This is a genomic window from Streptomyces sp. NBC_01288 (genome assembly GCF_035982055.1).
Classification (GTDB): domain Bacteria; phylum Actinomycetota; class Actinomycetes; order Streptomycetales; family Streptomycetaceae; genus Streptomyces.
Map to the genome: position 1 here is coordinate 10,430,624 of NZ_CP108427.1, position 26,501 is coordinate 10,457,124.

The following is a 26,501-nucleotide window of genomic DNA, read 5'->3' on the forward strand; positions in this document are numbered from 1 at the left end:
TCCGCTGACCGGCGGGCAGTTCCCGCACCTTCCCACTCGACCACGCGACGACCACGCCCCTCACTCCACCTCGAACGTCGCCCCGATCCCCATCCCGGTGATCCACTCCGGAACCGGCTCGTACGCGCTCCACACCAGCGGCGCCCGTACCGCCGCCTGCCCGATCAGCCACGTACGGATCTCGTGCCCGCCGCTGCCCGCCTGCTCCTCAAGACCCGCGTCGCCGAGGGCCGCGACCGGCTCGGCCTCTCCCGTCCCCAACTGCTTGAGGAACCAGCGGTCCCACACGCTGTTGACGTGCGCGTGCGGGTCGCCGCCCATCGCCCGGACCCGGGGCTCACGTGCGGCCGCGAAGGCTTGGGCGTCCTCGCGGCCGTGGATCACCGAGTGCCGGCGGTCCTCGGCCATCGCCGGATCGCGCGGGTCGTTCGTCGGCAGCCAGTGGGAGAGCCCGCCGCTCGCGATGACCAGGACCCGGCCGGCGGCGCCGTCGCCGCGCAGGGTGTCGCCGAGCGCCCGGCCGAAGTCGATGCAGCGTTCCATGGTCGGCAGCGGGGGAGCGGCGGTGTTCACGACGAGCGGCACCATCGGGATGTCGGTGCCGCCGCACACCATCTCGTAACTCTGCACGAGCCCGTGGTCGACGGTCAGCGAGTACGACAGCGACAGGTCGAAGCCCGCGCGAGTGAGCCCGTCGTACGCGGACCAGGCCAGTTCACCGGCGACCGGCAGGGGACCGGGCCGACTGCCGAAGTCGCCGAATCCGACGGCGTGTTCGACGCCGATGAGGAACGGCGGCATCGCGTCGTAGAAGTTCGCGTGGAAGTGATCGGGGCCGATGACCACGACCGCGTCGGGCGCGAACCGTGCGACCGTCCGGGAGAGCCGGGCCGCCTCGGCGAGGAACCGGCCGCCGGGCTGCTCGGGGCCGTCGGGCGGCAGCAGGGTGGCGAACGGGGAGTGGGACATGGCGACCAGGCCGAGGATCTCGCTCATGCCGGGTCCTTTTCGAGCAGGAGGAAGTCCCGGTGGGCGCGCAGGAATTCAGCGGGTTTCTCCCACTGCGGCCAGTGGCCCGCGTCCGCGATGACATGCAGGCGGGCGTCAGGCAGCCAGCTCTGGAGCATCGCCGCCTCGTCGAGTCCGCCGGTCGGGTCGTGGTCGGTCCACAACAGCAGCGTGGGCGCGGTGATGTGGCCGACCCAGGCCGGGTCCCAGGCGAAGTCCTTGCGTACGTCGGGGTCTTGGAGCACCAATGTGTTCTCGATCGCGCGCAGGAAGCCGGGGCGGCCGTAGACCGCGCGGCGCAGGTTCACCAGTTCGTCGGTGACCATCGAGGTGTCGTGGAAGAGGAACTCGACGCGGCGGCGCACGGTTTCGTCGCTGGGGTCCCTGACGGCGGCCAGGGTGCTGTCGCGCATCCGGACCATCACCTCGGGCTTGTTGGCGATGTTCCCGGGGGTGTTGAGCACGAGCCGTTCGACGCGCTCGGGGTGGTACGCGGCGGTCCACGCGGTCACCCAGCCGCCGAGCGATTCGCCGGACAGGTGCGCCGACTCGATCCCCGACGCGTCCATCAGGCCCAGGAGATGATCGGAGAGCACGTCGATCGTGTACGGCCGGTCCGGGAGGTCGGACCAACCGTGGCCGACCATGTCGTAGGCCGTGACACGGAAGTCGGCGGCGAGCCCGGCGATGTCCCGGGCGTAGGCCTCCAGATGTCCGCCGGTGCCGTGCAGCAGGATCAGCTCGGGGCCGGACCCCGCGCGTAGGACCCGCGTACGGACACCGGCGACATCGACGAAGCTCAACTCATGCTCCACGTCGGACAGTTCGCCCCAGATGCCGATGTGGGTGGGCAACGGGCTCATGCCTGCTCCTCCTTGAATCGTGCGCGGGCTTCCGCGACCGTGACCAGGCCCGCGCTCTGCCGGCGGCCGACGCCGAGCAGGTTCAGCAGACGGGAGTTCTCGATGGTGAGGAACTCGACCGGCTCGGTGTCGGAGTCGTTGTAGTGGCGGTGCCAGGTCCAGGGCGGGGTGTAGATGAAGTCGCCGGTGGCCCAGGGCTCGGTGTCGTCCTCGATGTCGCTGTGGCCGCGCCCGCTGATGACGAAGTGCACCGTCTCGTGATGGTGGCGCTGCATGTCCGAGCTGAGACCCGCCGGGATGGTCTGCCGGAAGAGTTCGAAGGAGGCCGTCGGCAGCAGCCCGGCGATCGCCAGCACGGTCGGGTTGTGCACCTGGTCGGCCGGCAGGGGCGCGAGTTCGTCGGCGTGCACGACGACCGGCCGCGCCGTCCCGGGCCGCACGGTGTCCTGGATCGAGCCGAGGAAATCGGCCATGGTGAAGCGAGGTCCCGATTCAGCCATCAGATCGTCTCCGTCCTTCCGCCGTCGACCGTGAGCACGGTCCCGTTGATGTACGCCGCCTCGTCGGAGGCCAGGAACGCCACGGCCGACGCGATCTCCGCCGGTCGCGCGGCCCGCCCGGCCGGAATGTGCGCCAGGTCCTGCGCGTCGAGTTCGTCGAACCCGAGGTGTGCGGCGCGTGCCCGGTTGGTCAGGATCTGCGTCCGCCGCTCGGTCGAAGTGGCGCCGGGGGCAACGCAGTTGACGGTCACGCCCTCGGCCGCGAACTCACGGGAGAGCAGCTTGGCCGCCGCCGTCACCGCCGACCGCAGCACCACGGACGCGGCCAGGTCGGGCTGCGGCTGCCGTACCGCCGTGGACGTCACGAAAACCACCCGCCCGAAGCCCCGCTTCGCCATACCCGGCATCGCGAGGCGCGCCAGCCGCAGTGGGCCGAGCAACAGCAGCTCGGACGCCTCCCGCCACCGTGCGTCGTCGAGGTCGAGGATCCCGCCGGGCGGCGGACCACCGGCATTGAGCACCAGCACGTCGAGGCCGCCGTACCGGTCGTCGACCTCTTCCATCGCCGCCACGGCCGAGGACGGATCGGCCATGTCGCTCACCAGGGCGTGCACCTCACGCGCCGGGCCGTCGCCCGTGGCGTGGCTGAGCCGGGCGGCCGCGGCTTCGAGGGCCTCGGCGCGCCGGCCGGTGATCACCACCCGGTCGCCCGAACCCGCCAGGCGCTCCGCGACCGCGTGACCGATACCGCTCGCACCGCCGCCGACCAATGCTGTCCGCATGATGTTGGCATCCTCCCGAGTCCTCCCCACGCCCGCCGGCAGGGGCAGCCGAGCCTTCCCCTTGTCCGCCGGGCAGGGACAGCCTTAGCGTGACCGGCATGACCCCCGGGGAACAAGGGACGAGTCCCACTGCGCGGGACGGCAAGGCCGAGACCTTCGGTCTGGAGCGCGCGGCGGCGATCCTCGGCGCCTTCGACGCGGCGCACCGCGAGCTGACGCTCTCCGCGCTCGTGGCCCGCTGCGGGCTGCCCCGGTCGACCACCCACCGCACCGCGGACCGGATGATCCGGCTCGGCTGGCTGGACAAACCCCAGGGCCACTACCGGATCGGCAACCGGCTCTTCGAGATCGCGAGCCTGGCCCCGATCCGCCTCGAACTGCGCGAGGCCGTCCTGCCCTACCTCCAGGACCTGCACAGCGCGACCAGGACCACCGTGCAGCTCGGTGTCCTGGAGGGCGCGCAGATCCTGGTCGTCGAGAAGATCACCGGCCACCGTCCCATGCCGATGCTCTCCCAGGTCGGCGGAATCATCCCGGCGTACTGCTCGGCGCTGGGCCGGGCCATCCTCGCCTACAGCGAGACCGCGACCATCGACGCCGTACTCGATGCCGGAACGCCGCCGCGCAACCCGCGCACGCTGACCACCAAGGAAGCCGTGATCCGCGAGCTGACCGCCGTCCCTGCCAGGGGCTGGGCGGTGGAGCGCGAGGAGGGCAACATCGGCGTGAGCTGCGTCGCCGCCCCGATCTTCGGCCCGTCCGGCGACGTCGCCGCGGCCCTGTCCGTCACCGGGCCCACCGCCCTGGTCCGCGCCGACCGGGCCGGGCCCGCCGTACGGCTCGCCGCCGCGGCCGCCTCCCGGGCCTACAGCACCCGCCGCTGAAATCGTCCCAGCCGGTGGGACGTTTGATTGCGCACCGACCGCGCCGAACCCACGCTGGGCGCAGCAGACCAGCGCCGTGGCCGGTCGGCCACGGTGGCGACCGGAAGGAGACGACGGTGACTCTAGGCGGTGGCTACATGCTGCCCTCCCGCGACGGACACAAGATCGCGGCGATCGGGCTGGGCATCACCCTCAAGGCGGACGGTGCCGCGACACACGACGCGTACTCGCTGTTCGAGTACACGGTCCCGCCGGAGACCGACGGACCGCCGCCGCACCTGCACACCCGTGAGGACGAGTCCTTCATCTGTCTGGCCGGACGGCTCGACGTGCACCTCGGCGGCAAGGACTTCGTCCTCGAACACGGCGACTACCTCTATCTGCCGCGCGATGTGATCCACGCCTTCCGCAACCCGTACCAGGAGGAGTCGCGCGTCATCTCCGTCGTCTCGCCGGCCGGCCTGGAGGCGTACTACCAGACGCTCGCGGACATGCCGCCCGGCCCGAAGGACATCGGGCTGATGAAGAAGATCATGGCCGACTTCGGCATCGAGCTCCAACTGCCGCCCGAGGTCGCCTGATCATGAGGATCGCCATCATCGGTGCCGGTGTCGCGGGCCTGGTCACCGCGAAGGTGCTCACCCAGGCCGGACACGGGACGGACGTGTTCGACAAGACCCCCGACGTCGGCGGCGTGTGGAGCCGCACCCGCCGCTACCCGGGCGTCACCACACAGAGCCCGAAGGCGCAGTACTCCTTCTCCGACTTCCCCATGCCCGCGGACTTCCCCGAGTGGCCCGACGGCGCCCGGATCCAGTCCTACCTCGCCGACTACACCGCCCACTTCGGACTCGAACCGGTCCTGCGCCTGAGCACCGAGGTGCTCTCGGCCCGCCCGACCGCCGACGGCACGTGGAGCGTCGAGTACCGCGACTCCGCGGGCACCCACAGCACGGAGTCCTACGACCGACTCGTCGTCGCCAATGGAGTGTTCTGCGAACCGGCGGTGCCGAGGTTCGACGGCCTGGCGGAGTTCACCGCGGCCGGCGGCCAGGTGTGCGCGGGCACGGAGTTCCACGACGCCGAACAGGCCCGCGACCGCAACGTCCTCGTCGTCGGCTACGGCAAGTCGGCCTGCGACGTGGCCGTCCCGATCAGCGCCGTCGCCGCCCGCACCGACGTCATCGCGCGCCAGCTGCTGTGGAAGGTCCCGCGGAAGATCGGCGGCCGGCTGAACTTCAAGATGCTGCTGCTCACCCGGCTCGGCGAGGCGCTGTTCCGCTACATCCGGCGGAGCGGCCTCGAACGCTTCCTGCACGGCCCCGGCAACGGCCTGCGCCGCCGGATGATCAACTCCATCGGCACCGTGTCGATACGTCAACTCGGCCTGAAGCGGCTCGATCTCGTGCCCCGGGGAACGATGGAGGACATCGTGCGCGGCGCCATCGGCCTCGCGACCGAGGGATTCTTCGAGGCCGTCACCGCGGGCGACATCACCGTCCACCGGGACCGCACCATCGAGCAACTCCTCGTCGTGGACGGCAAGCCCTCCGCCCGCCTCTCCGACGGCACCGTGCTGCCCGCGGACCTGGTGGTCTGCGCCACCGGCTTCACCCAGGGCGTCCCGTTCCTGCCCGAGAAGGTGCGCGAGCAACTGCTAGACGAGCGCGGCAACTTCATGCTCTACCGCCAGATCCTGCCCCTCGGGATCCCCGGCCTGTACTTCAACGGCTACAACTCCTCCTTCTTCAGCCCGCTCAACGCCGAGATCGCCGCCCTGTGGATCGCCGCCGACCTCGCCGGCGCGGTGGAGACACCCGACACCGAGACCATGCGCCGAGCGGTCGTCGAGCAACTGGCCTTCATGGACATCGCCACCGACACCCATCACTGCCGTGGCACCAAGATCATCCCGTTCTCCATGCACAACGCCGACGAGGTGCTCGGCGACCTGGATCTCAACGTCAACCCGCTGGTCCGCGCGGCCCATTGGCTCGGCCCGGTCGATCCGGCCGCCTACAGACGACTGACTCCGACGCTGCTCAAGCGCCTGGCGTCGATCGAGCCCGGAGACCGGGACCGGCCGAGCGTTCTTCCCGGCGCGGGCATTTCGGCTTCGGGTTCAGGGCCGGGGCGCGCGGTGCCGGAGAGCCTGACCGAGTCCTCAACGCAAGGCTGACACCGATGCGTTGAACCCCGGCGAGAGGAACTCGCCGGGGTTCAACGTCATGCCCACGGGGTCATGGGGACTTGCCGGAGCCGGTCAACCGCACGTCACGGTGATCGGTGTGTGCGCGCTCCGCGCCGGGAGCGTGACGGTCAAGGTGCGGGTCGAACTGTCGAAGTGGTAGGCGTGGGCGGGGAGTTGAGCCCCTCCCACTCGGACGGTGCTCGGGGCGGTGGCGCCGATGAGGGAGACGGTCCACTGCCGCGTCTTCACCTGGCCGTGGAAGGTTCCGGTCGGAGGGGTGATCGTCACCGTGTACCGGGTGCCGTTCTCCCGGTACCGGATCTTCGTGACGGCGCTGTGGCCGCGCCCGGTGCCGGTGGTCCCGTCGTCCTCGTAGAGGGTGGAGGAACCGGAGGCGCCCGCCGCGACGGTGAGCGTGACCTTGGTCAGCGGGTCCTTGTCGTTGCTGGTGACGTCGTGCGTGCGGGTCGGGATGACGGCGCCCGCCCTGACGAACACCGGCATGGTGTCGAGGCCGTTGGTGATGTTCTGGGTGGTGCCGCCGGCGTAGGTCTGCCCGGTGAAGTAGTCGGTCCACTGGCTGCCCGGCGGGAACCATACCGAGGTCGTCGCCGTCGTGCCGGGCGTGGTGACCGGGGCGACGAGCATGTCTGGGCCGTAGAAGTACTCGCTGCCCGAAGTGGCGTACGCCTGCGGCTCGTTGGGGTACTGGAGGTACATCGGGCGGGTGACCGGGACGCCGGTCGTGTTCGCCTGCTGCGCGAGGGAGTAGGTGTAAGGCACCAGGTTCTCGCGGAGGTTGAGGAACTTGTCGGCCGAGGCGCGGGCCGCCGTGCCGTACTGCCAGGGCAGGCGGTCGCTGTGGTTGCTGTGCAGGCGGTCGATGGGCTGGAAGGTGCCGAGCTGGACCCAGCGGGCGTACATGTCGTCGGGGAGCTTGTGCGTGGTGTGGGTCGTGCCGTCGGCGGTGTAGGTCTCCGAACCGGTCAGGTTCGTCGTGTCGTTGTGGCCGCCGATGTCATGGCTGATCGCCGACATGCCGGTGGCGGCCGCCTCACCGGGCGTGTAGCCGACCTCGGCCTTCAGGGTGCCCCACGTGGAGGAGGTGTCGCCGGTGAAATGGACGGTGGTGCGCTTGTCGGCCCACGGTCCGGTGGGCAGCCCCTGCTGGCCGCTGTAACCGCCCGCCTGGAGCGAGCCGTAGGCACGGGAGACGGCGAAGCCCCGGCCGATCGTCTTGTCGGCGTCCGTCGCGTACTGCTGGTTGATCCACGCGTCCGGGGTGACACCGGGCAGCGAGGACTGGGAGGCGTCGCAGCACCAGTCCAGCCACCAGAAGTCGTTGCCCTGCTGGTCCATGGTCTGATGCAGGTCCATGTACGCCTTGAGCTGGTCGGGGTCGCCCCAGTCGAAGGTGTAGCAGTCACCGGCACCACTGCTCGCGGCGGGCGCGCAACCCCCCTTGTGCAGCTTGCCCTTGGCGGTCGCCTGGGCCTGCGCGAACTGCGGGTCGCTGCTCAGGATGCTCGGATGGATGTTGAGCGTGTTGTGCAGCCCCTGGGACGCGGCCCAGTCGAAGAACCCCTTCGGATCAGGGAACTTGGACTGGTCGATCTCCCAACCGCTCCATGTGTTGGGCGACTTGAAGTCCGTGTCGGTGACGAGCACGTCGAGCGGCACGCCTTCGGCGCGGAACGCGGGCAGGATCCTGTTCTCGTAGTCGGCGGCGGTTCGGTCGATGTACTCCGAGTACCAGACGCCGTACGCCCATTGGGGAAGCAGTTCGGGTGGACCGGTGAGGGTGGCCAGGTCGGTCAGCGCCCGCTGGTAGTCGTGGCCGTATCCGAAGACATAGCCGTCCTGGTACGGCGCCCCGCCGCGGGAGGGGCGTTGGGTGACCTGGTGGGTGCCTGTGTCGTACAAGGCCGAGGCGGTGTCGTCGAGGAGGTACCAGCCGTCCTTGTACAGCAGGCCGGGCGTGGTGGCCGGCGCCCCGTTGTTGCCGTCGACGCCGTCGAGGCTGCGACGGTAGCCGCCGAGCGCCAAGTGCGGTTGCGGGGCAGGGGAGTTGGCCGCCGTGACGGAGACCGTGTCGAGGTTGACATGGCAGCTCGCGGCGTCCGGGCAGCCGACGGTGATGTCGTTCGCCCCGGCCTTGAGAGTGACGGGGACGGAGGCGGTGCTCCAGGTGTCCCAGGTGCCGGTGACGGGCAACGACAGCGTCTGCGTGGTGCCGCCGGAGGACACCGTCGCCGTACGGGTCTGGTAGAGCCCGTCGCGGCCGGTGGCGTTGGCGTAGCGGACCTGCAACGCGTAGGTGCCGTCGGCCGGTACGCCGACAACGTGGGTCAACGCGCTTGCGCCCTGGTTCAGTTCGGCGAGAAAACCGCTGCCTGAGTACCCGGCGTGATCGGTGGCGGTGATCGCCGTACCCGAGACGCGACCGGCCTCGGCCTCGCAGGTGACGCCGTATCCGCAACTCGTGATCGCGGTCGTGGAGGTGGACGGGAAGCCGCTGCCCTGGTTCACCAGGGCGACGCTGTCGAGGTTGACGTCGCCGGAGTCGGTGGCGGTCCTCGTCAGCGTCAACGTGTGGTGCCCGGCGCCGAGTTGGACCGCGCTGCTCGCCAGGCCCCAGGTGTCCCAGTTGGCGGTGGTCGGCAGGCTCACTGTCCGGCTCGCGCCGCCGTCCACCGTCAGCGTGAGGGTGCGGCTGGTGTTCTGGCCGTCCCCGCCGACGGAGTTGGCGTAGCGCGCGTCGAGCGTGTACGTTCCCGCCGCGCTGACGTCGACGTCGGCCGACACGGAGTCGCCCGTCCCCTCGAAACCGGCGAGGAACCCGGACCCGGTGAAGCCGGTGTGGTCCGTGGCGACACCGGCCCCGCTGTGGGGCAGTTGCTCGGCCTCGCACAGGGCGCCCAGGCCGCAGGTGAGCCGGTGCCAGGGGCTGGCGTCGACCGCCGACCCGCCGGCCGACAGGTGCACGGAGAGGTTCTGCGCGTCGAACGGCCCTGAATCCACCTGGTACTTGAGCGTGACCGCGCTCGTGGTGATGGTCAGCCAGCCGTTGGACGTACTCGATGTGTACGGGGGCGGAGTGAACGCGGTGCGGCCGATCGCGTTGAACGTCGCGCTGTCGGTGAACTTTCCGTCCTGCGCGTACTCCGTGCGGATCAGGGTCGGGGACAGTACCTGGAAGCGGGCATTGCCCGAAGTCACCGACGCGGTGCGATGGTTGGTCGCGACATGCGCCGAGGCCGCTCCGGTGCCGGTCACGAGCATGGCGGCCAGGGTGCTGATGAGGGCGAGGACCGTGATGTGTCTTCGCGGGGTGTGTGTGGTGCGTGACGCCGATCGTCTTCTCACGGGCAGCTCCGTCCTGGAGTGGGGCCACGTGGGCCCGTGGTGGAGGTGTGCCGTTTCCCGTTTGCGCCTGGTGGAATCTGCTCCTGGCCGACATCGTTGTCAACCCTCGCGGCTGAGGGTTCCTGTGCGTATCGGTTCACCGGGGCGGGTTCCTGGGCGGGAAGGAAACGGCGTGGACTTCCCTGGCGCCGAACTCCGCGCTGCGGTAGGCGCGTTGGTGTTCGGCACCTTGCTGTGGCCGGCGTGGCCAGGAGCCAGGAGCCAGGAGCCAGGGGCCGCCCTGGACGCCGTAGCGCAGCACTGATGTTGTGTCAGGTCTGGGCGCTGCCGTGTACGGCGGGCACGGCACTCACGGCTGTGACGGTCGTCTCGGCCGGAAAGCGTGCGGCGACCCGGCCTGCGGTGGCGGTGGCGCGGGCTGTGGTGGTCGCTATGCCGATCGCCGTGATGACGAGTCCGCCGGTGGCGAGGATCCACCACCCCGGGTGGCTGGCGGTGGCGAGGCCGGGTCCGCCAGGGGCGCGGGTGCGGGCGGTGACGATCGAGCCGAGGACCGCGACGCCGAGGTTGTTGCCGATCTGGCGGCCGGTGGTGGTGATCGCGGCGGAGACCCCGGCCTGGGCGCGCGGCATACCGGCCACGGCGGTGCTGGTGATCGGGGCGTTGACCAGGCCGAATCCGATGCCGAGGAGGACGTAGGCGGCGAGCAGGGTCGCCCACGGCGTGGTCGGGGTGAGCGTGGTCAGCGTCAGTGCGGCGACGGCGATCAGCAGGCCCGCGGCGACCAGCGGAGGGCGTGGGCCGTGCGTGGCGGTGAGGCGTCCGGACAGCGGCGAGGCGAGCGCGGTGCCGGCGGCCATCGGCACGGTCAGCAGACCGGCTTGCAGCGCGCTGCAACCGCGTACGTCTTGCAGGTAGAGGGTGTTGAGGAACAGGAACCCGGACAGCACGACGAACGCCGTGACAGCGGCGACGAAGGAGCCGGTGAACGGGATCGAGCGGAAGAACACCGGGTCCACCAGCGGCTGTTGGCGACGCCGCTCGTAGACGGGCAGCGCTACGGCAGCTGCGGCGGCCAGGGTGAACAGGGCGATGATGAGGGTGCTGCCGTAACCCTGATGGGAGCCCTCGATGATCGCGAAGATCAGGGAGGTCAGCATCGTGACGACGAGGATCTGGCCGACCGGGTCCGGGCGTCGGGGCGCGGTGGCTCTGGATTCGGGGACGAACAACGCGGCGAGCACCAGGGCGGCCATCCCGATCGGGATGTTGATCCAGAAGATCGAGCGCCAGCCGGCCGAGGCGACGAGTAGGCCGCCCACCACCGGGCCGGCGGCGAGGGACAGGCCGACCGTGGTGCCCCACAGGCCGATCGCGCGGGCGCGCTCGCGAGGGTCGGGGAAGGCGTGCGTGATGATCGACAGGGCGACCGGGTTGAGCATGCTGGCGCCCAGGCCCTGGGCGACCCGGAAGGCGATCAACCAGCCGAGGCTCGGAGCGAGGGAGCAGGCAAGCGAGCCGACGGTGAAGAGGGCCAGTCCGGCCTGGAACACCCGGCGCCGTCCGATCCGGTCGGCGGTGGATCCGGCGAGCATCATGAACGCGGCGACGGCGAGGGTGTAGCCGTCGACGGTCCACTGCAGTCCGCTCACCGGGGCGTGCAGTTCGTGGCCTACTGCGGGGAGGGCCACGTTCACGGCGGTGGTGTCCAGGGCGGTGATCAGCAGACTCAGACAGCACACCGCGAGGACGAGCCCTGCCCGCCGACGGGTGTCGTCGGGGAGGGGTGTGTGCGTCGGCATGTTCGTTCTCCTCGGTCAGGGGTGGTGCGTTCCGCGTTGCTGGCGTACGGCGTGTCCGGCGGTCCGGGTCGTCAACGGCGCGGTGTGGCGTGGGAGTCGGTGCTTCGTGGCGGTCACCGGGTTGCGGAATGGGCCGGAAGGCGGCGCGGGGAGGCGGGCCGGCCGACGCTCGCTCGTACTTCGGCGGGGTGACGCTGTGGCGGTGGCGGGTTGCCTGAGCCGGATCAAGCGGTGGACGTGCTCGGTGCGGAAGACGTCCTCATGGCCGGGCCTGGCGTCCAGGACGGCGATCATGGGGCACGCGTCAGAGCTCGATCCTGATGCCGGGTTCGACGATGCGGACGCTGGTCTCCGGAGCCAGGTCGCGGGAGGCGTCCCGGTAGTGCAGCGGGTTTTTGTCGCTGTGGGTGATGAGCCGGTCGCCCAGGAAGCCCTTGGTGAAGGCGTAGTGGTGCGGGACGGCCAGTTCGGGCTTGAGGAGGGCGGTCAGTTCTGCGGCCTCGTCGGCGTTCATGACGACCTGCTTGTTGCCGGCCGGTCGGATGTGCAGGCCGTTGGTGGGGAGCAGGGCGAGTGAGATGTGCCCCAACCGCTTGGGAATGTCGGCGAGTTCGGGGATGAGCATGGTGTCCCCGGCGAAGTACACCGCGTCGGTGCCGGCGCGCAGGACGAAGGTGACCTCGTAGACGCCGTGCTTGGCGGGCGTGGCGGTGATGGTGACGCCGCAGACCTCGGCCTCCTGCCATGGCGCGAGGGCCGTGACGTTCGTGAAGCCGTGCTTGCGTGCCGCTTCGACGACGGTCTCGGCGACGAACAGCGGGACGTCGCGGTCGCGGTAGGCGGCGAAGGCCTCCAAGTCGCAGTGGTCGTAGTGCTCGTGGCTGATCAGTACGCCGTCGAGCCGTGGCAGGTCGGGGATGCCGACGGCGATCGGCTCGCCCTGGTAGTACCCGGGGCGGGTGCTGAACCAGGGGTCGGTCAGGAAGGTGCGGCCGCCGATTTCTATGAGGTGGCAGCTGTGGGTGATGCGGGTGACCGCGGTCTTGGGCATGGTCGGGGCTCCGTGGATGGCGAGGGGCAGTGAGAGGTGGTCGAGGCTCAGCGGGCGAAGGCGGTGAAGTCCGTGTCGGCGCTGTCCCAGATCGCGTGGATGACCTGGTCGGGGGTCTCCAGTTGGGGGGAGTGGCCGGTCTCGGGGAGCAGTTGGAACTGGGCCAGGGGGATCGCGGCGGCGTAGGCGCGTCCGTAGTCGACGTCGACGATCCCGTCGCTCTCGCCCCAGAGCACGAGGGTGGGGATCTCCAGGGACCCGAGACGCCCGACGAGGGTGGGGTCGGCCATGGCGGAGCCCGCGTAGACGGCGATCGCGGCCCGGTTGCCCGCGGCGATCGCCTGGGCCGCCGGGGGCAGGGTCGTGGGGTCGACGCGGAACGGCTCCGGGTTGTGGAAGGTGAGCCCGAAGACCTGATCCATGGTCAGGGAGAAGAAGTCGGCCACCGGATGGCCGGGCACCTCGATCCCGACCGCGTCGATCAGGACGATGCCGCTGACGCGCGGCGACTTCAGCAGCGCGATCTCGGCGGTGATCCAGCCGCCGATCGAGTTGCCGACGACGGTGACGTCGGTCAGCGCCAACTGGTCCAGGAGCGCGCCGTAGAGCATGGCCAGGCCGGACACGGTGGTCAGTGCCTCGGGGCGCTCGGTGCCGCCGAAGCCGGGGTGGGTCGGGACCAGTACGCGCACGCCGTGAGCGGCGGCGAACTTCTCGGCGAACCCCGTCACCGACTGCGGGCCGGCTCCGCCGTGCAGCAGCAGGAACGGCTGTCCGTCACCGAATCCGGCCACGGACACCTCGACCGGGTCGACTCCGTCGAGGCTGACGGTGTGGTGAGTGGTGGTTGTCATGGGCTTCTCCTTGATGGGGGCGGATGTTGGGTGGGCTGACGGACCGACGGGTTTTGGGCGCGGGTGTTCAGGCGAAGTCGGTGGACGGCTCGGTGGCGTACCGGCTCATGGCCTCGATCGTCGCCTCGGGTGTCAGGGGGCGGCCGGCGGCGATCATGTCGCGCAGGTCCCGGAAGTAGTCGACGTACAGGTCCGGGGTGAACGTGTTGAGCAGGACTGTTGTGCCGTCGGTCGGGTTGGCGAAGGTGTGCGGGGCGCCGGGCGGGATCATGACCAGCGTTCCGGCGGGCGCGTCGTGCACGGTCTCGCCGACGGTGAACCGGGCCGCGCCGGACACGACGTAGAAGCCCTCGTCGTGCCGGGCGTGCCGGTGCTGCGGCGGACCGTCGGTGTGTGGGGCGAGCGTGATCTCCCCGATGCCGAGGCGGTGATCGGTTGTGGTGCCGTCCTCCAGGATCCGCATCCGGGTGGGGCCGAGCTGGATCGACTCACCGGCGTCCGGACCGACGACCGAGACGTCTGTCATCTGAGCCTCCGTTTGAGAGAGCGAGCTGTGTTCGTTGGGGTTGACTCTCATGAATGTAGGTGAGTCGACCTCTTTATGCAAGTTAACTCTCATGATGAGAGTTGCCGTTCGGGTGGTTGGGTGGTGTCAGGCGATGTGGGGATTGCCGTTCGACGCGCCGAGGCCTCCGTCGACGCGGATATGGGCCCCGTTCACGTAACTCGCCGCCGGACCGGCCAGAAACGCGATGACGGAGGCCGCCTCGGCGGGCTCGCCGAAGCGTCGCATCGGTACGCGGTTGAGTGCGGCGGCGGCGATCTCCTCGCTCTGCAGGAATCCCGCGGTCATGTCGGTGGTGATCATGCTGGGGTGGACGGCGTTGACCCGCACGCCTTCCGCGCCGTGGTCGAGCGCCATCGCGTTGGTCAGGTTGGTCACCGCGCCCTTGGCGGCGTCGTAGGCGGCCAGGCCCCAGTCACCGCCGAGCCCGGACGCCGAACCGACGTTGACGATGCTGCCGCCCACCGCGCGCAGGTGGGGGAGTGCGGCCCTGGAGGCGTAGAAGACTCCGTCGAGGTCGGTGGACATGACGCGTCGCCAGCCCGCCGCGTCGATGTCGGACACGGTGCCCAACGGCTCGACGGTCGCGGCATTGTTGACCAGCGTGTCCAGTCTGCCGTGGTCGTGGGCGACGGCGTTCACCAGCCTGGTGATGTTCTCCTCGTCGGAGACGTCGCCGACCCGGGCGATCAGTGTCGAGCCGGTCGGCGCCTCGGACACCACCTTGTCCAGCGTGGCCTGCGTACGGCCGATGATCACCACCGTGGCGCCCTCGGCGGCGAACCGGTGAGCGGTGGCCGCGCCGATGCCCGATCCGCCGCCGGTGACGATGACGACCTTGCCGGTGAATGTGTTCTCAGCCATCGGGGAACTTCAACTCCTCATGTATTGAGATGCATTGAATGGATGTGTACGGACGGAGGCAGTGCGAGGGTCCGTGAACAACCCCTGAACCAGGCGGTGTTACGGGAGGGGGCAGCTCCTCCTACGCAACTGCCGGGCCCGATCCGGGGGTTGTCTCTGTCGAGGAAGCCTAGGAAGATCGCCGCAGCACAGGCTTGAACCAGAGCGCCATCCCGGCAGAACATCCGCGCCAGATGGCGCCGGAGCGACGAAGGCTGGGGACGACCGCAGATGGACCGCACTGGAGTGGAAGTCGACGGTTTGGTCCCGGTGCCCTCCACGGACCCCGGCTCTTCGGATGCCGGGCCGGGAGCGTTCGACGCCTTCCGCGACGGCTGGGAGACGGAGATCGGCGACGGTTTCCCGTTGCCGACGTTCAGTCCGGCCACGATGCGTGATTTCCGGGTCAGGAGCCGCGCCACCAAAGTGGGCGACGTGGCTGTCACCGACCTCCACGGTGCGTCGGCCATCCGGACCGAGGGCCCCCTCGACGGGGTCGAGGACCAGGTGCGGATGTACGTCGTACGGAGTGGCTCCTGGTCCCTCGGCGCCCCGCTCGCCCGCGACGAACAGACCGTGCCGGCAGGGCAGTTCCTCATCCGTCACATCGGCCGGCCCCTGCACTTCGAGACGGTGCCCGACACGAGGGCGAAGGTCCTCGTCCTGCCCGCCGCCACGCTCATACCACTGCTCGGCGAGCGGCAGAGCGTCAGCGGACCGGCGGACTCCGCCGAGGTGCGCCTCCTGGTGGCCCACTCCAACATGATCTACGAAACGGCCGCAGACCTCGGCCCGGCCGGAGTACAGGCCGCGCACAGCGCGCTGATCGAGCTGGCGAAGGCGGTGGCGAGACGCCGCGTCGACGACGCGGAACCCCAACTGGCCCTGGCGCTGGCCCAGGCCGCGAAGGACCTCGCGGACAACCACCTGACCGACCCCGAACTCTCCGGCACGATGCTGGCCCGCGAACTCAATGTCTCCGTGCGCAGCCTGCAACGGGCGTTCGCCGCTGCGGGAGAGTCGGTCACCGCCTACATCCGCCAACGGCGCCTGGAAGAAGCCCAACTCGCCCTCACGGCACCCTCCGGCCGACTGAGCGTCTCGGAACTCGCCGCCCACTGGCAGTTCGCGGACAGCAGCCACTTCATCCGGGCCTTCAAGAAGCGCTACGGCCGGACGCCGACCGACTACGCCCGCTCGACCACTGCGGCGCGGAACTGACCAACACAGCGCGCCTGCCGTCAGCGCTTCTCCGCCACCTCCCGCCCGAGGGCTACGAGGTCATCCGCTTCTGGGATGCGGCGGTCCGGCCAGCAGCACGGGTTCGACCGCCTCGTAGCGGTGGCGTTCGCGTGCGGTGGCCTTTCGGCCCGACAGGACAGTGCCGAGGATCCCGAAGAGGAAGCCGGCCGGGACCGAGACCAGGGCGGTGGTCGTGAAGGGGAACCAGTTGAAGTCGGCGTCGGGGAAGGCGGATTGGGGGGAGCCGGAGACGAGGTTGGTGCCGGTCATCAGGACGAGGACGCTGAGGCTGCCGCCGATGAGCGTGCACAGCAGACCGGCACGGGTGTAGCGCCGCCAGAAGAGGCCGAGGACGAGCGCGGGGGCGATGGCCGAGGCACCCAGACAGAAGGAGACGATGGCCAGCGGTTGGAGACTGCGGTGCTGGGCGAGTACGGCCAGTGCGATCACCGGTACTCCCACGGCCAGCGCGGCCAGGCGGGCCAGCGCCATCTCGCGCAGGGGCGGTGTGTTCGAGCGGGCGAGGACGTCGTGGGCCAGGGAGTTGGCGCAGGCCAGCGTCATGCTGGCGACCGATGCCAGCAGGGTCAGGAAGATGGCGGTGGTGACGGTGGTGAACAGCAGGCTCTCCGGGCGGGAGAGGTTCGGTCCGAACGCGGCGCGCGCCCCGAGCAGATACGCGGTGCTGCCGTGCGGGTCCGCGGCGGCGATCGTCTTGCCGCCGATGAGGGCGGTGGCGCCGACGGCGACGACGGTGATGACCGCGATGAACAGGGCGACCGCCGAGACCGCCCAGGACATCGCGCGGCGCACCTGACGGGTGCTGCCTGCGGTGTACATGCGCATGGTGACGTGCGGCAGGCAGGCGCCGCCCAGCACGATCGCGCACTGGGTGCTCACCATGTCCAGGGCGGGGTGCTGTCCGCCCGCGAACTGCAGGCCGTAGCGCAGGTAGTTCGGACCTGCCCCGCTGTTCTGTGCGGCGGACTGGAACAGGGTCTGCGGGCTCCAGCCGAAGGTGTGCAGGATGATCGCGGCCACGACGAGCCCGGAGCCGAGGAGGATGACCGTCTTGAGGATCTGGATCAGGGCGGTGCCGCGCATACCCCCGATGGCCGCGTACGTGATCATCAGCCCTCCGGCCCCGACGACGCAGCCGGTGCGCATCGTGCTGTCGGAGAAGCCGAGGACGAACGCCAACAGCTGTCCCACACCGGCGAGTTGTACGACCATCATGGGCACCAGCGCCGCGAGGGTGACCGCGCACGCGGTGATCCGCACCGCACGGCCGGGCATACGGCGGGCCAGCACGTCGCCCATCGTGAACCGGCCGGTGTGATGCAGGGGTTCCGCCAGCACGAACATCAGGAGCAGCAGCGAGAGCAGGGTGCTCAGGGCCAGCACGACACCGTCGTAGCCGCATAACGCGATGATGCCACCGACCGTGAGGACGGTGGCCGCGGAGATGTAGTCGCCGGCGATGGCCAGGCCGTTGCGCAGGGGCGACAGCAACCGGTAGCCGGTGTAGAACTCGTCGAGGTCGTCACGGTCGGGGCCGGTGACCACGCACAGCAGCAGCGTGAGGGTCACGACACTGAAGAACGCCACGAGCGACCAGGACTGCGCGGCGCCCTTGAAGTCCGTCACGGCCGCACCTCCCCGTCGCGGGCGTGATGGGCCCGACGCACCCTGCGGGCGAGGGGGTCGACGTACCGACGCGCGATTCCCTCGTAGAAGAGCACGGCCAGCCAGGTGACGGGGAGTTGCACCAGGGCCAGGAACAGTCCGGTGGGCAGGCCGCCCGGGGCGGGGCGGGCCATCACCGAGGGGAATTCGACGGTGAGAGTGAGGAAGGCGGCGAAGTAGCCGAGCGCCGCGAACGCGGCGACGCGCCGCTGCCAGCGGCAGGCCCGGCGCAGGAGACGCAGATCGCGGTGCGGTCCGGTCGCCGAACGGGGCAGGGCCGCCGGTCGGCGGCCGTCCTGCGGGGCCGAGGCCCACGTGGGCGTGGTGGTGGAGGCATGCCGTCCGGGCCGGTACTGGAGCGGCTGTAACTCGGAGCTGTCGGAAGACATTCCAAGATCTCCTAGTGGGTCGTGGGCCCCAAGAGGTGCGGACCGCGAGAAGGCGGGGAATGGTCCGGGTCATCGCACGCTATGCGGGTGGCGGACCGCGCGCAGGACTTCCGGTGAACTCCCTGGTGAAGAGCACTGCAACGCTCTGACCTCGGATGTTGTGAGTGTGAAGCGTGTGACGGAGTATCACGGGAGTGCCTTGTGGGCCCTGGACGCGTCGAATCGGCCGGGCGGGCGCGTGGTGGTGACGGTTGCCTTGCGGTGACGTGTGGTCAGCCGATGCTCGTCCAGCGAGAGGAGTCGGCGGCGCTGCGTTCGACGGCCCGCAGGACGTACTGGACCTGGAGGCCATCGGCGAACGACGGCCGCGGGTCGCACCCGTCCTCCGCCACCGCGGTCAGGAAGTCGTGGACCTGGTGGACGAACGCGTGCTCGTAGCCCAGACCGTGACCGGGCGGCCACCAGGCGCCCAGGTAGGGGTGCCCGGGCTCGGTGACCAGGATCCGACGGAATCCCGCCTCCGTCTCCGGGTCGTCGGCGTCGTACAGCAGAAGCTCGTTCATCGACTCGAAGTCGAAGGCGACCGACCCGCGTGAGCCGTTGACCTCGATCCGCAGCGCGTTCTTGCGCCCCGTGGCGAAGCGCGTCGCCTCGACCACGACGAGTGCGCCCCCTTCCAGCCGGCCGGTGAACGCGGTCGCGTCATCGACGGTCACCTGCCCGCGCTGCTCCCCGGCCTGCGCCGAGAGCCCGCTGGACTCCGTCGGCAGAGGGCGCTCGGTGACGAACGTGGCCTGCGTCGCCGACACCCCGGTGAGGCGTTCTCCGGTCAGGTGCTGGAGCAGGTCGATGACGTGCGAGCCGAGGTCCCCGAGCGCGCCGGTACCGGCCCGTTCCTTGCGCAGCCGCCACACCAGCGGGAACTCGGGGTCGACGATCCAGTCCTGGAGGTACTGGGCCCTGACGTGCCGCACCTCGCCGATCCGGCCCTCGGCGATCAGGCGCCTGGCGTGTGCCAGGGCGGGCACACGCCGGTTGTTGAAGCCGACCATCGACCGGACGCCGGACTCGCCCGCGACCTGCGCGGCCGCAGCCATCCGTTCGGCCTCCTCGACGGTGTTGGCGAGGGGCTTCTCGCACAGCACGTGTTTGCCGGCGGCCAGGGCCGCGATCGCGATGTCGGCGTGGGAGTCGCCGGGTGTGCAGATGTCTACGACGTCCACGTCGTCGCGGCGTACCACCTCCTGCCAGTCGGCCGCCCAGTCGCCCCACCCCAGCCGCTCGGCGGCCCGTGCCACGCCCTTCGGGTCACGGCCGCAGACCACGGTCATGTCGACGTCGAAGGGCAGGTCGAACACCCGAGGCGCGGTGCGCCAGGCCTGGGAGTGCACGGCTCCCATGAACGAGTGGCCGATCATCGCCACCCCGAGGCGGGGGCGGCCGGAAACGGGGTCGGGCGAAGGGCGGGGCACGGGGTCTCCGTAGCGGTAGCGCGTCAGGCGGACGCGGCGGCGGGTGGTGTCCGGTGCGGGGCGAGGGCACCGCGGACCGACGGCCAACTGGTAAGAGCGGCACGGACGGCGGGGCGTTTCTCGTCCCGCAGGGCCGCCCGGTATGCCTGGTCGAGCACGTCGTCGACGAGCACGCGCTGCCCGCTCCGGGCCGATTCCACCGCGGCCTCGACCATCGCCAGGCTCATGGCGTTCTCGTGCACCTCGCCCATGGGCGTGCTGCCGGTGCGCAGCGAGTCGACGAAGATCCGCAGCGCTCCTGCGATGTCGGAGTACGGCGAGCGGGGCCGCTCGGCGGGTTCTACGTCGGCGCCGAGCACGGGCTCGGTGTCGCCGTCCCACTGCGCCGAGCCCTTCTCGCCGCTCGCCCGCCAAATGCCGTTCCACGAGGTCTCGGCGCCCGGACTGCACCAACTGCCGTTGTAGGCATAGCGTGTTCCGCCCTCCATCTCGAAGACGGCGCTCGCGGCGGCGTCGCCGTCGTACCAGCTCCACGGTGGGTTGTACGCCTGGCAGTAGGCGGAGACCGGGTCCGCGCCGAGCAGGAAGCGCGCCGAGTCGAAGGCGTGGATCGCCATGTCGATCAGCAGCGGATACGCCATCTCCTCGCGGAAACCGCCCATGTGCGGCGCCTTGAAGAACTCGGTCGTCAGTGTGCCGATCGCGCCGAGTTCCCCCAACATCCCGCGCAGAGCGAAGAGTTGGGGGTTCCAGCGCCGTGACTGGCTCACCATGAACAGCTCGCCGCTGACCTCGGCCGCGGCGGCGAGGGACAGGGCCTGGGCCAGGGTGTCGGCGATCGGCTTCTCGCCGAGGACGGGCAGCCCGGCGAACAACGCGGCGGTGGTGACGGGGTGGTGGGCCACCGGAACGGTCACGTTGATCATCGCCTGGGCTCCGGTGTCGGCCGCGAGTGCGACCGCGCCGGAGCCGACCGGGAGGTCCGGCCGGCCCAGATCGGCGGCGGACCGCCGGGCCGCGTCCAGGTCGAGGTCGACGATGCCGACGAGTTCGGTCTCGGGTGCGGTGGTCACGGTGGTCAGCCACTGCTGTCCCATGGAGCCGGCGCCGACCACCAGCACACGCAGGGGGTTGTCGGGCCCGCAGGGGATGGTCCGGTGGGTCATCGAAGCGGCCCCGAGTAGTCGACGCCGTTGAAGAAGTCGTCGGTGTCGTAGCGCAGCAGCACCGGGTGGTTGCGCTCGGGCCGGTCCGTGCGCGCCCATTGCACGCCGTTGGCGATCACCCGGCGGATGTCCTTGTTGTGGTAGACGGGATAGTCCTGGTCGCCGGGGCTGAAGTAGAAGATCCTCCCGTGGCCGCGGCGGAACGTGCAGCCGCTGCGGATCACCTCGCCGCCCGTGAAGGAGCTGACGAAGACCAGCTCGTCCGGGACGGGGATGTCGAAGAACTCCCCGTACATCTCGTCCTCGTCGACGACGAGCGGATGCGGAACTCCCTTGGCGATGGGGTGTGTTGGGTTCACCGTCCACACCAGCTCGCGGTCGTGCTCGTTGCGCCAGCGCAGGGTGCAGCTGGTGCCCATGAGCTTGACGAAGATCTTCGACCAGTGGCCGGAGTGCAGGACCACGAGGCCCATCCCCGACAGCACGTGCCGGTGCACCCGTTCCACGACCTCGTCGGACACCTCGGCATGGGCGGCGTGTCCCCACCAGGTGAGGACGTCGGTCGAGGCCAACACCTCCTCGGTCAGGCCGTGTTCGGGATCGTCCAGCGTCGCGGTGCGTACGGTGCAGGCGTCGCCGAGGTTCTCCTTGATGCCCTCGGCGATCGTGGTGTGCATGCCCTGCGGGTAGATCTTGGCCACGTGCTCCTCGATCTTCTCGTGGCGGTTCTCACCCCACACGGTCACGTTGATCGGGGCCGGGGGCGGTGCGGAAGACGTGGTCACAGGGGTGTTCTGCCTTTCTCCGAAGTCGCCCTGGGGGCGGGTCATTTGACGGCTCCGCCGGTCACGCCGGTGGCGATGTACCGCTGTGCCACCAGGAGCAGCACGAGAGCCGGGACCGAGGCGAGCGTCGCGGTGGCCATCACCGCGTTCCAGTCGCTGACATGGGAGCCGAGGTACTGGTAGAGGCCGAGGGTGACGGGGCGGACGTCCTCGGTCGTCGTCAGGGTCAGCGCGAAGAGGAAGTCGCTCCAGGTGAACAGGAACGTGAACAGGCCGGCCGTAATAAGGGCGTTCCTGCTCATCGGCAGGACGATCGACACGAACGCCCGCACCCTGCCCGCCCCGTCCACCCGGGCCGCCTCGATCACCGAGGCGGGGATGTTGCCCATGAAGGCCCGCAGGATCAGGATCGCGAACGGGATGCCGGCGGTGGAGTCGGCCAGGATCAGGCCGGGGATCGAGTTGAGCAGGCCGACATCGTTGTACGCGCTGTAGAGGGCGTTGGCCACGACGATGCCCGGGACCATCTGGCTGATCAGGATCCCGAACAGCACCGGGCCGACCCAGCGCGCGTTGACGTGCGCGAGCGCGTACGCGGCCGGGCTCGCGATGATCAGGCTGAACACCACGCTCCCCACCGCAACGACCAGACTGGTGAGGAGATTTGACCCCTGCTGGCTCAGCGCGGTGGCGTAGCCGTCGAAGTTCAGGTGGGTCGGGAACCAGGGCGTGCTCACAGCGGTGTTGGCCGGCTGGAGGGAGACGTTCACCATCCAGTAGACCGGGAAGAGCATCACGGCCAGGATCAGCGCGCCGATGGCGGTGTATCCCCACGGCCGCCGCCGGGAGCGTCGCCGGTGGACGGGTGGGTGCGTGGCCGGTGGGACGGATGCGTGCGTGACGGTTGCCATGACGGCCTCACTGCTCGACGGCGCGGCGGTTCGCGCGCAGGTAGAGGACGGCGAAGACCAGCGAGATGACGATGAGGATGTTGCCGAGCGCGGCACCCTGCCCGAAGTCGAACTGCTGGAAGGAGAGTTGGTAGGACTGACTGGCGATGGTCTGCGTCGCGTTCGCCGGGCCGCCGTTGGTGAGCCCGAGGATGACGTCCAGCACCTTGACCGTGTAGACGACGCCGAGCACGAGCACCACGCTCACCACGGGCCGCAGCAGGGGCCACGTCACGTGCCGGAACGCCCGCCAGCCCGTGGCGCCGTCCAGGGCCGCCGCCTCGTACAACTCCTCGGGGATGTCCTGGAGTCCGCCGTAGAGGATCGCCACGTTGAACGGGATCCCGATCCAGATGTTGACCACGATCACCGCGAACAGCGCCAGCGAGGTGCTGGTCAGCCAGCCGGGACGGTCCTGTACGAGGTGCAGGGCACCGAGGAACCGGTTGAGGACGCCGTTGTCCTGGTCGAGGATCCAGCGCCACACCGCGCTGGAGACGATCAGCGGGACCAGCCACGGGAGCAACAGCAGGGAGCGCAGTACGCCGTTCAGCGGGAACCGGCGGCGGAAGAACAGGGCGATCGCCAGACCGGTGAGGAACTGTCCCGCGATCGAACCCACCGTGAACAGAACCGTGTTGAGGAGTGCTTTGTCGAAGACGGAGGACGATATGACGGCCCGGTAGTTGGCCAAGCCGACCCAGGGCGCCTCGCCGGTGTAGAAGGTGGTCGTCGTGTAGTGCTGGAACCCCATGACGACGTTCTTGACGACCGGGTAGCCGAAGAAGGCGACCATGTAGGCCACGGCGGGCAGCAGGAACAGCAGGTGGGACTGGCGCCGTCGGCCTCGTTTCCCCAGCCGCCCGAGCCTCCGGCCCGCCGGGGCACTCTCCGCGGCCGGCACCGCATGCCCCTTGGCCCGCACCGCGCGGCGCAGTACGTCAGCCATCCTGGGCCTGCTTCAGCGCCTTCGCCGGAGTCGCCCCCTGCGTGAGTGCGGTCTGTATCGCGGTGTAGATCTTGGTGGCCGCCTTCGGCCAGTCCTTGCCCAACTCACCTGTGCGGGCACGGGCGTTGCGGACCTGGTCGGTGAACGCCTTCATCCGGGGCTGCTGCGCTGCGAACTTGTCCATCAGCGCGGTCTTCGTCGGCACGGTCTGGCGCTGCTGGGCCAACGACAGCTGGTTCTTGTCGGAGTTGAGGCACGCGACGACCTTCGCCGCCTTGGCCTGGCGCTTCGCATTGCCGGTCTGCGGAACGGTCCAGGTCTCACCGCCCAGCGGGACGACGGGAGTTCCGCCGGCCTTGGGCACGGGGATCGGTACGACGCCGTAGTGCAGGCTCGTCTTCTTGTCGAGGATCGGGAACTGCCAGGGGCCGTTGACCATCATGGCCGCGTTGCCCGCCGCGAACTGGTCGTTGGCGTCGGCCTGGGCCCAGCTGACCACCGACTTCGAGGCCGATCCGTCCTTGACCAGGTCCACCCAGAGTTGAAGTGCCTGTGCGGTCCGGGGAGTTGCGATGTCCTTCTCGTCGCCGCCGTTGGACCACATGAAGGGCAGGAACTGCCAGGTGCCCTCGTACGTGGCCGGTGCGGCGAAGGCGATGCCGTACCTCTTGCCCGAAGTGAGCTCCTGGGCGGCCGACTTGAGCTCGGCCCAGGTGGTGGGCGGCTTGACCCCCGCCTTGTCGAGCATGTCCTTGTTGTAGAAGAGGCCGAGCGTGTTGGTCACCGGTTGCAGGCCGTACAGCTTGCCCTTGTAGGTCGAGGCGTCCACCACGCCCTTGGCGTATCCGTCCGCCTTGAGGCCGAAGTCGCTGAGCGGGGCCAAGGCGCCGCTGGCGGCGATCTGTTGCAGGTCGGGGTTGTCGAGCATCAGGACGTCGGGCAGGGTGCGCGACGAGGCCTGCTGCAGCACTTTGGGTATCAGGGACGGGCCGGCCACGGCCTCCCGCTTGATCGCCACGCCGTTCTGCTGCCCGCACGCGTCCAGGACCTTCGCGTAGATCCCCTTGTCGGGCTGATCGGCGTAGTAGTCCATCACCCGCAGGGTGTCGGCACCGCCGGACGATCCGGTACTCGAACCACAGGCGCTCAGGGAGAGCGGTGCCAGGAGCGCGAGGGCCACCGTCAGTGTCGTTCTGCTGAGGATCGCTCGTCGTTGAGCCATGTTCTTTCTCTCCTCGGTCGGCGCTGTCTCGGGCGGACCGCGCGGGGTTGTCGATGCGTATCGACAGCAATGACGCGTCATCCCCCTTGACACGAAACAGTGGGGATCAGTGGGCGGACAGGCTCGTCTGACGCAGGGTCAGACGTGGGGTGACCAGCTCGACGGTCGAAGTGGTGGGCACGCTCTCGCGGTTGAGCAGCCGGAACAGGATCCTCATCGCGCGGCGCGAGACGTCCCTGGGTTCCAGCGAGAGGTTGGTGACGGGGGGTGTGGAGGTCTCGGCGGTGCGGTCCGTGCACAGTCCGATGACGGACAGGTCGCGGCCCGGGACCAGGCCGCGGTCCAGCAGGCTCTGCAACGTCGGCTGGATCAACTGGGGATCGGGGACGACGAGTCCCAACCGGCCGCTGTCAGGCCCCAGTTCGGCAAGTGCCTCGTCCAGGGCGGCCTCGGCCCCGGCGCGGCTGGTGTCCGGCGGGCTCACCTCGGCGTAGGCGATACCGTGTGCGGTTGCCGCGTCCTCGGCTCCTCGAAGGAAGCGTCGGACGAAGTTGACGTCGCGCGCCATCACGTCACGCGGGTAGCCGAGCAGGACGACACGGTCGTGCGCGGAGTCGGCCAGTTCGTCCACCGCCATACGTCCGGCCAGGGTGTAATCCAGGTCGACGCAGTACAGGCCCTCAGGGTCGTCCGGCACGCCGATCAGGATCACGGGCACGCTCAGTCCGGCCGCCACGGGGATGCGCGGGTCCTTGGACCCGACCTCCATCAGCACGATCGCGTCGCACAGGGATTGGTCACTGAGCCGGATGAGGCCCTCGGCGCCCTCGTCCTCGGTGGCCAGGATGACGTTGTGGTCCTCTTCCCGGGCGCACTTGGTGATCGTCTCGATGAAGGGCAGCACCCCCGTCATGTCGGCCCCGGGTGCGAACGGCACGACCAGGCCGATGACTTGACTGCGCTGACTCGCCAACGCCCGCGCACCCGCGTTGGGTTGGAACCCCAACGTCTCGATCGCCTCCTCGACCCGACGCCGGGTCTCGGGGGATATCGAGCGGCGCCCGCTCATGACATAGGAGACGGTGCTCTGGGAGACGCCCGCCAACCGGGCCACGTCCCGGCTTGTCACCATGCGAGCACCTCCCTTGGTTCCCTCGGTGTCGATACGCGGTGTCGATACGTATCGACTGACTGGGACGAGACTGTAGGGAGGGGCTTCGAAGGACGGCAAGGGTCGTGCAGGGAAAATGTTCCGCCGGCCCGGGACTCCAGCCTCACGGGTAGCCGAGGCCGCGGTGGTCGGCTTCCGGGGCGGGTACGTCCTGGCCACCAAGCTCGTCGGCGAACTCGTCGTGGCCGTTGCTGAGATGGGGTCGGCCAAGACGATCGCCCGCCAGGGACGGATCGATCTTCTCCGTATTGGTGAGTTGGGGCGCAAAGAGCTGGCCCGGCGCGGCGCCGAGCTGCTGTTCCAGGTCGTGACCGAGTGCTTCGTCTTTCCCGGCGACTCCTTGCGCTCCCTGGTCGCCGGGAAACCGCGCACCGGTCGGGCCACCTCGCCCGCGGTGCAGATTTTCATGGTGCACACCAGCGTGGTGCAGCGGGCCGTGAGTGGACTCGGTCCGGCGGCGGCGCACGCGTCCCGCAACGCCCGGCTCGAACTCGCCAAAGGCCTGATCCTCGACCACTTCGACGACCGCGAGGCCACCTTCACCCCGGCGCCGGCCCAAGCGGCCAGGGGCCTCGCCGATGCCCGGCTCACCGAAGCCGAGTTGTCGCCGGCGATGATCACCGCGCAACTACACGTCTCCGTACGCACCTTGCAGCGCGCCTTCGCGAATCTGGACGAGTCGTTCAGCGCCTGCATCCGA

At 69.7% G+C, this 26,501-nt stretch carries 23 protein-coding genes and 1 pseudogene; 5 read left to right on the plus strand and 19 right to left on the minus strand.

From position 1 onward, the window contains the following. Nucleotides 1-60 precede the first annotated feature (60 nt). Genes OG194_RS46990 through OG194_RS47005 form a run of 4 tightly spaced genes read right to left on the minus strand, consistent with a single transcriptional unit; the run spans nucleotide 61 to nucleotide 3,153 of the window. The gene (locus OG194_RS46990; protein WP_327406868.1) at nucleotides 61-996 is read right to left on the minus strand and encodes a 2,3-dihydroxyphenylpropionate 1,2-dioxygenase; all 936 of its coding nucleotides are present in this window, start codon (nucleotides 994-996) and stop codon (nucleotides 61-63) included. Further along, the gene (locus OG194_RS46995; protein ID WP_327406869.1) at nucleotides 993-1,871 is read right to left on the minus strand and encodes an alpha/beta fold hydrolase; all 879 of its coding nucleotides are present in this window, start codon (nucleotides 1,869-1,871) and stop codon (nucleotides 993-995) included. Before OG194_RS46995 ends, OG194_RS46990 begins: the two co-directional genes overlap by 4 nt. Next, the gene (locus tag OG194_RS47000) at nucleotides 1,868-2,371 is read right to left on the minus strand and encodes a cupin domain-containing protein (RefSeq protein WP_327406870.1); all 504 of its coding nucleotides are present in this window, start codon (nucleotides 2,369-2,371) and stop codon (nucleotides 1,868-1,870) included. Before OG194_RS47000 ends, OG194_RS46995 begins: the two co-directional genes overlap by 4 nt. Next, nucleotides 2,371-3,153, minus strand: a complete 783-nt coding sequence (locus OG194_RS47005) for an SDR family oxidoreductase (RefSeq protein WP_327406871.1) — start codon at nucleotides 3,151-3,153, stop codon at nucleotides 2,371-2,373. Before OG194_RS47005 ends, OG194_RS47000 begins: the two co-directional genes overlap by 1 nt. Nucleotides 3,154-3,251: 98 nt before the next feature. Here OG194_RS47005 and OG194_RS47010 point away from each other — a divergent pair, with 98 nt between their 5' ends. From OG194_RS47010 to OG194_RS47020, 3 genes are all read left to right on the plus strand, one after another. After that, on the plus strand, nucleotides 3,252-4,037 hold the full coding sequence (locus OG194_RS47010) for an IclR family transcriptional regulator (protein ID WP_327406872.1): 786 nt from the start codon (nucleotides 3,252-3,254) through the stop codon (nucleotides 4,035-4,037). A 116-nt stretch (nucleotides 4,038-4,153) separates the two neighbouring features. Continuing rightward, nucleotides 4,154-4,618 carry a cupin domain-containing protein gene (locus OG194_RS47015; protein ID WP_327406873.1) on the plus strand — a complete coding sequence of 155 codons (465 nt, stop codon included), beginning with the start codon at nucleotides 4,154-4,156 and terminating at the stop codon, nucleotides 4,616-4,618. Between the two features lie 2 nt (nucleotides 4,619-4,620). Continuing rightward, entirely contained in the window at nucleotides 4,621-6,216 is a 1,596-nt protein-coding gene (locus OG194_RS47020) for a flavin-containing monooxygenase (RefSeq protein ID WP_327406874.1), read from the plus strand. A gap of 84 nt (nucleotides 6,217-6,300) precedes the next feature. Here the strand turns inward: OG194_RS47020 and OG194_RS47025 are convergent, their stop codons facing one another. The 6 genes from OG194_RS47025 to OG194_RS47050 all read right to left on the minus strand — a co-directional run bounded on the left by OG194_RS47025 (nucleotide 6,301) and on the right by OG194_RS47050 (nucleotide 14,730). Next, nucleotides 6,301-9,510, minus strand: a complete 3,210-nt coding sequence (locus OG194_RS47025) for a TIM-barrel domain-containing protein (protein ID WP_327407424.1) — start codon at nucleotides 9,508-9,510, stop codon at nucleotides 6,301-6,303. A 395-nt stretch (nucleotides 9,511-9,905) separates the two neighbouring features. Beyond that, nucleotides 9,906-11,396, minus strand: coding sequence for an MFS transporter (locus OG194_RS47030; protein ID WP_327406875.1), 1,491 nt, complete (start codon nucleotides 11,394-11,396; stop codon nucleotides 9,906-9,908). Nucleotides 11,397-11,700: 304 nt separating this feature from the next. Next, nucleotides 11,701-12,447 carry an MBL fold metallo-hydrolase gene (locus OG194_RS47035; RefSeq protein WP_327406876.1) on the minus strand — a complete coding sequence of 249 codons (747 nt, stop codon included), beginning with the start codon at nucleotides 12,445-12,447 and terminating at the stop codon, nucleotides 11,701-11,703. Between the two features lie 47 nt (nucleotides 12,448-12,494). Continuing rightward, nucleotides 12,495-13,301 carry an alpha/beta fold hydrolase gene (locus OG194_RS47040; RefSeq protein ID WP_327406877.1) on the minus strand — a complete coding sequence of 269 codons (807 nt, stop codon included), beginning with the start codon at nucleotides 13,299-13,301 and terminating at the stop codon, nucleotides 12,495-12,497. 67 nt (nucleotides 13,302-13,368) lie between these two features. After that, nucleotides 13,369-13,827, minus strand: coding sequence for a cupin domain-containing protein (locus OG194_RS47045; protein WP_327406878.1), 459 nt, complete (start codon nucleotides 13,825-13,827; stop codon nucleotides 13,369-13,371). Between the two features lie 126 nt (nucleotides 13,828-13,953). After that, on the minus strand, nucleotides 13,954-14,730 hold the full coding sequence (locus tag OG194_RS47050) for an SDR family NAD(P)-dependent oxidoreductase (protein ID WP_327406879.1): 777 nt from the start codon (nucleotides 14,728-14,730) through the stop codon (nucleotides 13,954-13,956). Nucleotides 14,731-15,000: 270 nt separating this feature from the next. On the opposite strand from OG194_RS47050, the gene OG194_RS47055 reads away from it, so the two are divergent. Next, a complete protein-coding gene (locus tag OG194_RS47055) occupies nucleotides 15,001-15,990 on the plus strand; it encodes a helix-turn-helix domain-containing protein (RefSeq protein WP_327406880.1) in 990 nt (329 codons plus the stop codon). A 60-nt stretch (nucleotides 15,991-16,050) separates the two neighbouring features. On the opposite strand, the gene OG194_RS47060 is transcribed toward OG194_RS47055, so the two are convergent. The 9 genes from OG194_RS47060 to OG194_RS47100 form a co-directional block, all read right to left on the minus strand. Beyond that, the gene (locus OG194_RS47060; protein WP_327406881.1) at nucleotides 16,051-17,658 is read right to left on the minus strand and encodes a sodium/solute symporter; all 1,608 of its coding nucleotides are present in this window, start codon (nucleotides 17,656-17,658) and stop codon (nucleotides 16,051-16,053) included. Further along, nucleotides 17,655-18,086, minus strand: a complete 432-nt coding sequence (locus OG194_RS47065; RefSeq protein WP_327406882.1) for a DUF485 domain-containing protein — start codon at nucleotides 18,084-18,086, stop codon at nucleotides 17,655-17,657. Before OG194_RS47065 ends, OG194_RS47060 begins: the two co-directional genes overlap by 4 nt. A 272-nt stretch (nucleotides 18,087-18,358) precedes the next feature. Further along, on the minus strand, nucleotides 18,359-19,504 hold the full coding sequence (locus tag OG194_RS47070; RefSeq protein ID WP_327407425.1) for a Gfo/Idh/MocA family protein: 1,146 nt from the start codon (nucleotides 19,502-19,504) through the stop codon (nucleotides 18,359-18,361). A gap of 77 nt (nucleotides 19,505-19,581) precedes the next feature. Next, nucleotides 19,582-20,724, minus strand: coding sequence for a Gfo/Idh/MocA family protein (locus OG194_RS47075; protein ID WP_327406883.1), 1,143 nt, complete (start codon nucleotides 20,722-20,724; stop codon nucleotides 19,582-19,584). Next, entirely contained in the window at nucleotides 20,721-21,554 is an 834-nt protein-coding gene (locus OG194_RS47080) for a ThuA domain-containing protein (RefSeq protein WP_327406884.1), read from the minus strand. Before OG194_RS47080 ends, OG194_RS47075 begins: the two co-directional genes overlap by 4 nt. After that, entirely contained in the window at nucleotides 21,551-22,420 is an 870-nt protein-coding gene (locus tag OG194_RS47085) for a carbohydrate ABC transporter permease (protein WP_327406885.1), read from the minus strand. The genes OG194_RS47080 and OG194_RS47085 overlap by 4 nt, the downstream gene beginning before the upstream one ends. Before the next feature lie 7 nt (nucleotides 22,421-22,427). Further along, complete coding sequence (locus OG194_RS47090) at nucleotides 22,428-23,408, minus strand: carbohydrate ABC transporter permease (RefSeq protein WP_327406886.1); 981 nt, start codon at nucleotides 23,406-23,408, stop codon at nucleotides 22,428-22,430. After that, nucleotides 23,401-24,630 carry a sugar ABC transporter substrate-binding protein gene (locus OG194_RS47095; RefSeq protein ID WP_327406887.1) on the minus strand — a complete coding sequence of 410 codons (1,230 nt, stop codon included), beginning with the start codon at nucleotides 24,628-24,630 and terminating at the stop codon, nucleotides 23,401-23,403. Before OG194_RS47095 ends, OG194_RS47090 begins: the two co-directional genes overlap by 8 nt. Before the next feature lie 106 nt (nucleotides 24,631-24,736). Continuing rightward, nucleotides 24,737-25,762: a LacI family DNA-binding transcriptional regulator gene (locus tag OG194_RS47100; protein WP_327406888.1), complete on the minus strand. Its 1,026-nt coding sequence runs from the start codon at nucleotides 25,760-25,762 to the stop codon at nucleotides 24,737-24,739. 154 nt (nucleotides 25,763-25,916) lie between these two features. On the opposite strand from OG194_RS47100, the pseudogene OG194_RS47105 reads away from it, so the two are divergent. Beyond that, nucleotides 25,917-26,117: pseudogene (locus tag OG194_RS47105) on the plus strand (IS21-like element helper ATPase IstB); the annotation flags it as partial. Nucleotides 26,118-26,501: the final 384 nt, after the last annotated feature.